10 protein-coding genes are annotated in these 8,112 nt (G+C 71.7%); 5 read left to right on the top strand and 5 right to left on the bottom strand.

Features of this window, described 5'->3' with window-relative positions:
• Positions 1 to 459 precede the first annotated feature (459 nt).
• Together ACFV1J_RS28620 and ACFV1J_RS28615 are read right to left on the bottom strand one after the other, a co-directional pair.
• Positions 460 to 756 (bottom strand): MTH1187 family thiamine-binding protein, encoded by a 297-nt coding sequence (locus ACFV1J_RS28620; protein WP_385862797.1) that lies wholly within the window; start codon positions 754 to 756, stop codon positions 460 to 462.
• Positions 753 to 1,103, bottom strand: a complete 351-nt coding sequence (locus ACFV1J_RS28615) for a DUF3817 domain-containing protein (protein ID WP_385862795.1) — start codon at positions 1,101 to 1,103, stop codon at positions 753 to 755. Before ACFV1J_RS28615 ends, ACFV1J_RS28620 begins: the two co-directional genes overlap by 4 nt.
• Before the next feature lie 213 nt (positions 1,104 to 1,316).
• On the opposite strand from ACFV1J_RS28615, the gene ACFV1J_RS28610 reads away from it, so the two are divergent.
• The 4 genes from ACFV1J_RS28610 to ACFV1J_RS28595 all read left to right on the top strand — a co-directional run bounded on the left by ACFV1J_RS28610 (position 1,317) and on the right by ACFV1J_RS28595 (position 3,969).
• Positions 1,317 to 1,955: an AIM24 family protein gene (locus ACFV1J_RS28610; protein WP_385862793.1), complete on the top strand. Its 639-nt coding sequence runs from the start codon at positions 1,317 to 1,319 to the stop codon at positions 1,953 to 1,955.
• Positions 1,955 to 2,605 (top strand): AIM24 family protein, encoded by a 651-nt coding sequence (locus ACFV1J_RS28605; protein ID WP_385862791.1) that lies wholly within the window; start codon positions 1,955 to 1,957, stop codon positions 2,603 to 2,605. The genes ACFV1J_RS28610 and ACFV1J_RS28605 overlap by 1 nt, the downstream gene beginning before the upstream one ends.
• Positions 2,602 to 3,375: an AIM24 family protein gene (locus ACFV1J_RS28600; RefSeq protein WP_385862789.1), complete on the top strand. Its 774-nt coding sequence runs from the start codon at positions 2,602 to 2,604 to the stop codon at positions 3,373 to 3,375. The genes ACFV1J_RS28605 and ACFV1J_RS28600 overlap by 4 nt, the downstream gene beginning before the upstream one ends.
• A 117-nt stretch (positions 3,376 to 3,492) precedes the next feature.
• A complete protein-coding gene (locus ACFV1J_RS28595; RefSeq protein WP_385862786.1) occupies positions 3,493 to 3,969 on the top strand; it encodes a MarR family winged helix-turn-helix transcriptional regulator in 477 nt (158 codons plus the stop codon).
• Between the two features lie 42 nt (positions 3,970 to 4,011).
• Here ACFV1J_RS28595 and ACFV1J_RS28590 read toward each other — a convergent pair whose 3' ends face one another.
• A complete protein-coding gene (locus tag ACFV1J_RS28590) occupies positions 4,012 to 5,430 on the bottom strand; it encodes a sensor histidine kinase (RefSeq protein WP_385862802.1) in 1,419 nt (472 codons plus the stop codon).
• A 16-nt stretch (positions 5,431 to 5,446) separates the two neighbouring features.
• Entirely contained in the window at positions 5,447 to 6,109 is a 663-nt protein-coding gene (locus tag ACFV1J_RS28585) for a response regulator transcription factor (RefSeq protein WP_385862784.1), read from the bottom strand.
• 134 nt (positions 6,110 to 6,243) lie between these two features.
• Between ACFV1J_RS28585 and ACFV1J_RS28580 the strand changes: the two genes are divergently transcribed.
• On the top strand, positions 6,244 to 6,846 hold the full coding sequence (locus ACFV1J_RS28580) for a PepSY domain-containing protein (protein WP_385862781.1): 603 nt from the start codon (positions 6,244 to 6,246) through the stop codon (positions 6,844 to 6,846).
• A 283-nt stretch (positions 6,847 to 7,129) separates the two neighbouring features.
• Here the strand turns inward: ACFV1J_RS28580 and meaB are convergent, their stop codons facing one another.
• On the bottom strand, positions 7,130 to 8,089 hold the full coding sequence (meaB, locus tag ACFV1J_RS28575) for a methylmalonyl Co-A mutase-associated GTPase MeaB (RefSeq protein ID WP_385862778.1): 960 nt from the start codon (positions 8,087 to 8,089) through the stop codon (positions 7,130 to 7,132).
• Between the last annotated feature and the right edge of the window lie 23 nt (positions 8,090 to 8,112).

The following is an 8,112-nucleotide window of genomic DNA, read 5'->3' as shown; positions in this document are numbered from 1 at the left end:
CCCGGGGTGGGGTCCGGCCGGCTGGGGCTGGTTGTGTGCATATAACGTCCACACAACCGGCCCCGGAGGTCCGTCACCGCACCCGACAACCACCCAGCCCGCCGCTGGGGGTACCTCCCACGCCCTTTAGGCAGTGGGGGAGCAACGGCGAGCAACAACCGCGGCGCCGCAGACGGGTACGTGCGGGGGCGCCGCAAAGCACAACGGCGAGACGACCCGCGGCGGCACAGACAGGAACGTGCGGGGGCGCCGCAAAGCGCGCAACGGCGAGACGACCCGCGGCGGCACAGACAGGAACGTGCGGGGGCGCCGCAAAGCGCGCAACGGCGAGACGACCCGCGGCGCCGCAGACAGGAACGTGCGGGGGCGCCGCAAAGCGGCAACGGCGAACAACACCCGCGGCGGGACAGACAGGTACGTACGGGGCGCCGCAAAGCGCAGCGCACAGGTACGTGGGGGTCACCCCTCGGAGAGGAACCGTTCGACCGTTTCGACCTTTGATGTCAGGCCGTCCGTCACCCCGGGGCGGATGTCCGCCTTGAGGACCAGCGAGACGCGCCCGGCGCGGGCCTCGACGGCCGCGACGGCTCGTTTGATGACGTCCATGACCTCGTCCCAGTCGCCCTCGATGGACGTGAACATCGCGTCCGTGCGGTTCGGCAGACCGGATGCGCGGACGACCCGGACCGCGTCGGCGACGTATTCGCCGACGTCCTCGCCGACGCCCAGCGGGCTCACCGAGAAGGCGACGATCATGCGTTGACGATCCCTTCCTTGCGGGCGCGGGCGGCGATCACGCCGGCCTCCTCCTCGCGCTTGAGCACCCGGTCGCCGTAGAGGCCGCCGAACGGGAGGATCGCCAGCAGGAAGAAGAACGCGATGCGCTTGAAGGGCCACTTGGTGCGGTTCCACACGTCCGCCAGCAGCACCACGTACGTGATGAACAGCAGGCCGTGGATCAGGCCGAGCGGCATCACCAGGGCGTCGTAGTCGAAGGCGAGCCGGAAACCGGTGCCGAAGATCAGCAGCGCGGGGAAGGAGATGGCCTCCGGAACGGAGGCCAGGCGCAGGCGGTGCAGGGCGGCGGCGGTCTTGATGTCCACGGGAACCTCGTTCGGGTGGCGGGCGAGGAGCAGGCTTGTGCAAGGGTTCACAAGCGTCGCCCCATTGTTACAGCCGCGCGGGCGATCACCGCGCCGGGGGGACGTGAGCCGGACCACCCCGGACCACCCCGGGCCGGCCTCGGGGAGATCTCCGGGCGATGTCAGGGGCGAACGACCTGCCCCGCGCGGCCGGTGCGCATTACCGTCTGACGCGTGGCTCAGTTTCGGCTCCAGGGGAGCAAGGTGCTCGCCGTCGACATGACGGGCGATGCCGTCAAGGCGAAAAACGGGGCGATGGTCGCGTACGACGGCCAGATGTCCTTCAAGAAGATGACCGGCGGTGGCGAGGGTCTGCGCGGCATGGTCACCCGGCGGCTCACCGGTGAACAGATGGCCGTGATGGAGGTGAAGGGCCACGGCACCTGCTATTTCGCCGACCGCGCCAGTGAGATCAATCTGGTGCAGCTGCACGGCGAGAAGCTGTACGTGGAGGCCAGCAACCTGCTCTGCACGGACGCGGCGCTGCGGACGGGCACGACGTTCACGGGGTTGCGCGGCGCCTCCCAGGGCAACGGCCTGTTCACCACCACCGTCGAGGGCAGCGGCCAGGCGGCGATCACCTCGGACGGCCCGGCGGTGGTGCTGCGGGTCACCAAGCAGTACCCGCTCCAGGTCGACCCGGGGGCCTATGTGGCGCACACCGGCGAGCTGAAGCAGCACTTCCAGTCGGGCGTGAATTTCCGCACGTTCATGGGCGAGGGATCGGGCGAGGCGTTCCAGATCCGCTTCGAGGGGGAGGGTCTGGTGTACGTCCAGCCCAGCGAGCGCAACACCGTGGGCGGTGAGGTCTGATGCCGTTCACGGCGCTCAACTCCCGCATGGTGCAGGCCACGATCACGCCCGGCCAGCGGATGTTCAGCCAGCGCGGGGCGATGCTCGCGTACCGCGGGGAGGTCACGTTCACCCCCAACATCCAGGGCGGCCAGGGCGGGATCGGCTCGATGATCGGCCGGCGGATCGCCGGTGAGGCGACCCCGCTGATGACCGTGGACGGCAGTGGGACCGTGATGTTCGGCCACGGCGGCCATCACGTCCACGTCGTGGACCTGACCGGCGAGACGCTCTACGTCGAGGCCGACCGGCTGCTGGCCTTCGACGGCACGCTCCAGCAGGGCACGATGTTCATGGGCGCGCAGGGCGGTGTGATGGGCATGGTCCGCGGCCAGGTCACCGGCCAGGGCCTGTTCACGACGACGCTCTCGGGCGTCGGTTCGGCCGCGGTGATGGCCCACGGCGGCGTGCTGGAGCTGCCGATCACCCCGCAGCGCCCGGTCCATGTCGACCCCCAGGCGTACGTCGCGCACCGCGGCGAGGTCCGCAACAAACTGTCCACCGCGCTCGGCTGGCGCGACATGGTCGGCCGCGGCTCGGGCGAGGCCTTCCAGCTGGAGCTGTCGGGCCAGGGCACCGTCTACGTCCAGGCGTCGGAGGAGAAGCTGTGACCGGTCCCGTTGTCCACGACGTCGCCTCGCTCCCGGCCGATGACAACGTCAATCCGTACGCCTTCAGCGTCGACCTGAACGGCCAGTGGTTCCTGCAGAAGGGGAAGATGATCGCCTACTACGGGCAGATCGACTTCCACGGCATCGGGCACGGCCGGCTGGACCGGCTGATCGCCGGAAGTTTCCATTCGCCACTGCACGCCGCGGACTGGGTCGTCGCCGAGGGCCGGGGAAAGATGCTGCTCGCCGACCGTGCCTTCGACGTGAATTCCTACGACCTCGATGAGGGCAACCTCACTATTCGCTCGGGCAACTTGCTCGCCTTTCAGCCATCTCTGTCGCTGAAGCAATCGATCGTCCCGGGCTTCCTCACCCTCATCGGTACGGGCAAGTTCGTGGCCGCGTCCAACGGGCCGGTGGTCTTCATGGAGCCGCCGCTCCGGGTGGACCCGCAGGCACTGGTCGGCTGGGCCGACTGCCCCTCGCCGTGCCACCACTACGACCACCAGTACCTGCGGGGATTCCTCGGCGGGCTGCGGGCGCACACCGGTATCGGCGGGGCCTCGGGCGAGGAGCACCAGTTCGAGTTCGTGGGCGCCGGTACGGTCCTGCTGCAGTCGACGGAGCAGCTGATGCCGGAAGTGGCGACCGGCGCGGTCCCGGTGGAGGAGGGCGTTCCGGGCGGTGGTGGACACGTTCCGCAAAGTGGCTCACAACTGCCCCAGCTGCCCGGCAACCTCGGGAGCCTCCAACGCCGCTTCGGGCTGTGAGCGGTAGTCTGCGGACGGTGACCTCGAACGTCTGACCCACATCCGGCCCTGGCCGGTCGTCGTCACCTCAAACGGGGATTAATTCACTATTCAACTTTTAACAGGTAGAATTCATCCATGACGACCGACAGCGACACTCCCTGGCTGACCGACCAGGAGCAGCGTGCCTGGCGCACTCATCTGGACGTCAGCAGACTGCTGATGCACCAACTCGAGCGCGATCTGCAACCGTTCGGCCTGACGAACAACGATTACGAAATCCTTGTCAACCTCTCCGAGGCCGAGGACCACCGGCTCCGGATGAGCGACCTGGCCGCCAGCACCCTGCAGTCCAAGAGCCGGCTCTCCCACCAGATCACCCGGATGGAGAACGCCGGCCTGGTACGCCGCGAGAGTTGCGAGTCGGACCGCCGTGGCCTCTACGCCGTGCTGACGGAGGAGGGCTGGGACACCATGCGCCGGGTCGCCCCGCACCATGTCGCCTCGGTCCGCAAACACTTCATCGACCTCTTCTCCCCCGAGGACCTGCAGGCGCTGCGGACCTCCCTCACCCCGGTGGCGGAACACCTCCGCGCCCAGCGCGGCACGATCTGACCGCCCGGCCGCGGCCCCGCCCAGGGGCCGCGGCGCCCCGGTTCAGCCGGCCACCGGCAGCCGCAGCTCGAAGACCGCCCGGTTCCGTACGGCCAGCGTGCCGCCGTGCCGGACCGCCACATCCCGCGCGATGGCCAGGCCCAGCCCGGCCCCGCCGTCGTCCCGCGCCCGCGCGTCGTCGAGCCGGACGAACCGCTCGAAGATCCGCTCCCGGTCCGCCTCCGGCACCCCGGGCCCGTCGTCCTCGACCCGCAGCACCGCCCACTCCCCCTCACGCACCACCGCGACCCGCACCTCCCCGGCCGCATGCCGCTGCGCGTTGTCCAGCAGGTTCCCCAGCACCCGCCCCAACTGGCCGCGCGATCCGGCCACTTCGACGCCCGCGAGCGCGCCGGTGGTGGCCGGAATCCGGTCCCCGGCCCGCTGCGAGAGTTCCTCCCGCACCAGCGCCGCGAGGTCCACCCGGGCCGCGGCCGGCCGCTCCCCCGCGTCCATCCGCGCCAGCAACAGCAGATCCGCCGCCAGCCGCTGCAGCCGCACGGTGTCCGCCACCGCGCCCGGCACGTCCAGCAACTCGGGGTGTGCCACCCCCACTTCCAGCTGGGTCCGCAGGCTGGCGATCGGACTGCGCAGCTCGTGCGAGGCGTCCGCGACGAACCGCCGCTGCCGCTCGACGCTGGTCTCCAGCGCGGCCAGCGTCTCGTTGGTGGTGCGCGCCAGCCGGCCGATCTCGTCCCGGGACGACGGCACCGGCACCCGCCGGCTCAGATCCGTACTGGCCGTGATCGCCGCCATCTCCGACCGGATGCCCTCCACCGGCCGCAGCGCCCGCCGGGTCACCAGCCAGGTCACCCCCGCCACCACCACGAGCAGCAGCGGCAGCCCGATCAGCATCGCGGTCCGCACCGAGCCGACCGCGGCACGCTCCGGCGCCAGCGCCGACCCGGCCCGCACCACGGCCTTCGCACCCCGGCCGTCCTTGGCTTCGACCACCGCGAACCGGTAGGCCGCCACCGTCCCGTCGACGTCGGCGGTCCCGTCCCGGTGGTGCACGTCCCCATCGACCTCACCGGGCCGCGGCCCGCCGGGACCGTCGTCCCCGTCATCGTCCTCGTCGTCGACGTCACCCGACCGGCCGGCACCCCCGCCGCCCGCCTCCGGTACGCCCCTGACCGGCCGGCCGTCGACCGCCCGCACGTCCTCGCCGGCCGCCAGCACCCGCCCGTCCTCGTCGGTGACCACCACCGGATGGTCCTCGCCGTCCGGCAGATCGAGCTTCGGGTACGCCGTGCCGGTGGCGATCTGCGCTGCCACCTCACGCGCCGCGACCTCCGCCTGCAGCCCGGCCTGGTCCTGGAGATTGCCGCGCAGCACCAGCAGTACGGCCGTACCGGCCGCGAGCAGCGCCAGCGCCACCACCACGGTCGCGCCGGCCGCCGCCCGGGCCCGTACCGAACCCAGGACCCGGCCCGCCGCCCTACGCACCGGCCACCAGCCGGTATCCCGCACCGCGCACCGTCACGATGTGCCCGGCGCCGAGCTTGCGCCGCAGCGCGCTGACATACACCTCGATGATGTTGACGTCGCCGTCGTAGGCGAAGTCCCAGACGTGCTCCAGGATCTCCGCCTTGGACACCACTGCGCCCGCCCGCAGGGCCAGCTGCTCCAGTACGGCGAACTCCTTCGCGGTCAGCGCGACCTCGGTGCCGTCCCGCTCGACCCGGCGCGCCCCCTGGTCGACGGCGAGCGCCCCCACCCGCAGCACCGGCTCGGCGCTCCGCCCGCGCCGCCGCAGCAGCGCCTTCACCCGGGCCACCAGCACCACGTACGAGAACGGCTTGGTCAGGTAGTCGTCGGCGCCGGTGTCCAGCCCCTCGGCCTCGTCGTACTCGCCGTCCTTGGCGGTCAGCATCAGGATCGGCACCTCGTTGCCGGCGGCCCGCAGCGCGGCGCAGACCCGGTAGCCGTTCATGCCGGGCAGCATGATGTCCAGCACGACCAGGTCGTACGCGCCCTCGCCGGCGCGGTGCAGCCCTTCGAGGCCGTCGTGCACCACGTCGACCGCGTATCCCTCGGCCCGCAGGCCCCTGGCCAGTGACAGAGCCAGCCGCTGTTCGTCCTCCACGATCAAGAGCCGCATAGCGGCCCAGCCTGCCATCCGGAACCTGAAGCGTCCTTCAGCTGCCTTCAGCTCGGCTTCAGGTGCGTTCGGCCACTGTGGCGGCACGACGTTGACCCGGATGGCCGGGTCCGAGCAACCACGGAGGAGAGCACATGAAGCGCCACCTCGTCATCGCCGCCACCGCCGCGGCCGCCCTGCTGGCGGGCGGTACGGTCACCGCCGTCGCGGTCAGCGGCAACAGCTCCGGCAGCGGCGCGCCGGCGGCCGCCCACGGCCCCCAGGACACCGAGGACCTCCGCGAGGCCGGCGCCGCCAAGGTGACCGCTCCCCAGGCCGCGGCGGCCGCCCTCAAGGCCGTCCCGGGCAAGGTCTCCGGCCTGGACCTCGACCGGGACCGCCCGGGCCTGGTCTGGGACGCGGACGTGCTGGGCAAGGACGGAAAGTGGCACGAGGTCACCCTCGACGCGCGGACGGCGCGGGTGCTGAACCAGCACGTCGACCGCGGTGCCGACGACGATCACGCCGGGGAGCGGGCCACCCTGAGGAACGCCCGCACGGACGCCGCCACCGCCGCCCGCAAGGCCGCCGGCCACGGCACGGTCACCTCCGTCGAACTGGACGACGACCACCGCGCCAAGGCCGTCTGGGAGGTCGAGACCGTCACCAGGAACGGCACCGAGCACAAGCTCCTCATCGACCCGCACACCGGCGCCCTGAGCACCGCCCCGGCACACGACTCGGACGACGACGACTGAGCGAGGGACCACCGACGGTCACCCCCACCGGCCTCAACTTCCCCCTCACGGGAGGGGACGGGGCGGAGGGGCCGGGGTGTGGGACGTAAAGCGAAGCAGTCCCACACCCCGGCCCCGGAGGTCCGTCACCGCACCCACCACAACCCGGCCCGCCGCAGGCGCAACGGCGAGAAACCACCGCGGCGGGACAGACAGGTACGTGGGAGGCGCCGCAAAGCGCAACGGCGAGCAACAACCACGGCGCCGCAGACAAAAACGTGGGAAGGCAGCCAAGCCGCAGGCGTCAGCCGCCGTTCGTGACCCCGTCCACCAACTCATCCGCCGCCCGGTAAGGATCCGTCTCGCCGGCCACTATCCGCTCGGCCAGTGTTTCCAGCCGGCGGTCGCCGCTCAGGTCGCCGATCCGCTCGCGCAGCGCCGTGACCGCGATCGTCTCGACCTCGTGGGCGGCCCGAGCGCGGCGCCGCTCGGCCAGGACGCCGTGCTCCTCCATCCAGGCCCGGTGCTTCTCCAGCGCCTCGACGACCTCGTCGACGCCCTCGGAGCGGGCGGCGACGGTCTTCACGATGGGCGGCCGCCAGTCGCCGGGCGCCCGGGATTCGCCGAGGCCCAGCATGTGGTTGAGCTCCCGGGCGGTGGCGTCGGCGCCGTCCCGGTCGGCCTTGTTGACCACGTAGACGTCGCCGATCTCCAGGATCCCGGCCTTGGCCGCCTGGATGCCGTCGCCCATACCGGGCGCGAGCAGCACCACGGAGGTGTCCGCCTGGGAGGCGATCTCCACCTCGGACTGGCCGACCCCGACCGTCTCGACCAGGATCACGTCGCAGCCCGCCCCGTCGAGGACCCGGATGGCCTGCGGTGCGGCCCAGGCCAGGCCGCCCAGATGGCCGCGGGTGGCCATCGAGCGGATGTAGACGCCGGGGTCGGAGGCGTGCTCGCTCATCCGGACCCGGTCGCCGAGCAGGGCACCGCCGGAGAACGGCGAGGACGGGTCGACGGCGAGCACGCCGACCCGCTTGCCCGTCCTGCGGTACGCGGTGACCAGGGCCGAGGTGGTGGTGGACTTCCCCACGCCGGGTGAGCCGGTCAGCCCGACCACGTAGGCGTTGCCGGTGAGCGGCGCCAGTGCCGCCATCACCTCGCGCAGCTCCGGCGCCGCCCCCTCCACGAGGGAGATCAGCCGGGCCACCGCCCTCGGCCGGCCCTGCCGTGCCTGTTCCACCAGCTGGGGGACGTCCACCATCGCTGCTCGGCTCCTTCGGCTCG

The organism is Streptomyces sp. NPDC059649 (genome assembly GCF_042734445.1).
Taxonomy (GTDB): domain Bacteria; phylum Actinomycetota; class Actinomycetes; order Streptomycetales; family Streptomycetaceae; genus Streptomyces.
The sequence above is the reverse complement of the archived record's forward strand: the minus strand, read 5'-3'. Positions and strand labels throughout refer to the sequence as shown.

Coding starts and splice junctions, on each gene's coding strand:
- ACFV1J_RS28620 (WP_385862797.1), bottom strand. CDS start 756: ATGATCGTCGCCTTCTCGGTGAGCCCGCTGGGCGTCGGCGAGGACGTC.
- ACFV1J_RS28605 (WP_385862791.1), top strand. CDS start 1,955: ATGCCGTTCACGGCGCTCAACTCCCGCATGGTGCAGGCCACGATCACG.
- ACFV1J_RS28595 (WP_385862786.1), top strand. CDS start 3,493: ATGACGACCGACAGCGACACTCCCTGGCTGACCGACCAGGAGCAGCGT.
- ACFV1J_RS28585 (WP_385862784.1), bottom strand. CDS start 6,109: ATGCGGCTCTTGATCGTGGAGGACGAACAGCGGCTGGCTCTGTCACTG.
- ACFV1J_RS28580 (WP_385862781.1), top strand. CDS start 6,244: ATGAAGCGCCACCTCGTCATCGCCGCCACCGCCGCGGCCGCCCTGCTG.
- meaB (WP_385862778.1), bottom strand. CDS start 8,089: ATGGTGGACGTCCCCCAGCTGGTGGAACAGGCACGGCAGGGCCGGCCG.